Annotated in this window: 1 protein-coding gene; it reads right to left on the bottom strand. The window is 65.1% G+C overall.

Annotation, left to right across the window (positions count from 1 at the left end):
• Positions 1-192: UDP-3-O-acyl-N-acetylglucosamine deacetylase (locus tag SB751_RS35705; protein ID WP_410749696.1), on the bottom strand; the 192-nt coding region annotated here is incomplete at its 3' end.
• Positions 193-232 lie beyond the last annotated feature (40 nt).

Below are 232 nucleotides of genomic sequence, written 5' to 3'. Positions count from 1 at the left end.
GGACGCCATGCGCGTATCGCCCACGCCAGTGGCCTGCGCGGGCAGGTCGACGACTTCGGGCAGATCGACGCGGTGGAACACGATGCCCGTATTGGGCGCCGCCGGACGCAGAGTGAGCTCGACCCGCCGTCCGGAGTGGACGCCGACGCCTGTCGTGCGGACGAGATTCTGAATGCTGCGCTGTCGGAACATGAGACTAAGGTATTTTGAGCCAGGAAGCCGGCAAGATGAC

The sequence above is a fragment of the Cupriavidus sp. SIMBA_020 genome (assembly GCF_046535395.1).
Taxonomy (GTDB): domain Bacteria; phylum Pseudomonadota; class Gammaproteobacteria; order Burkholderiales; family Burkholderiaceae; genus Cupriavidus; species Cupriavidus campinensis.
The sequence above is the reverse complement of the archived record's forward strand: the minus strand, read 5'-3'. Positions and strand labels throughout refer to the sequence as shown.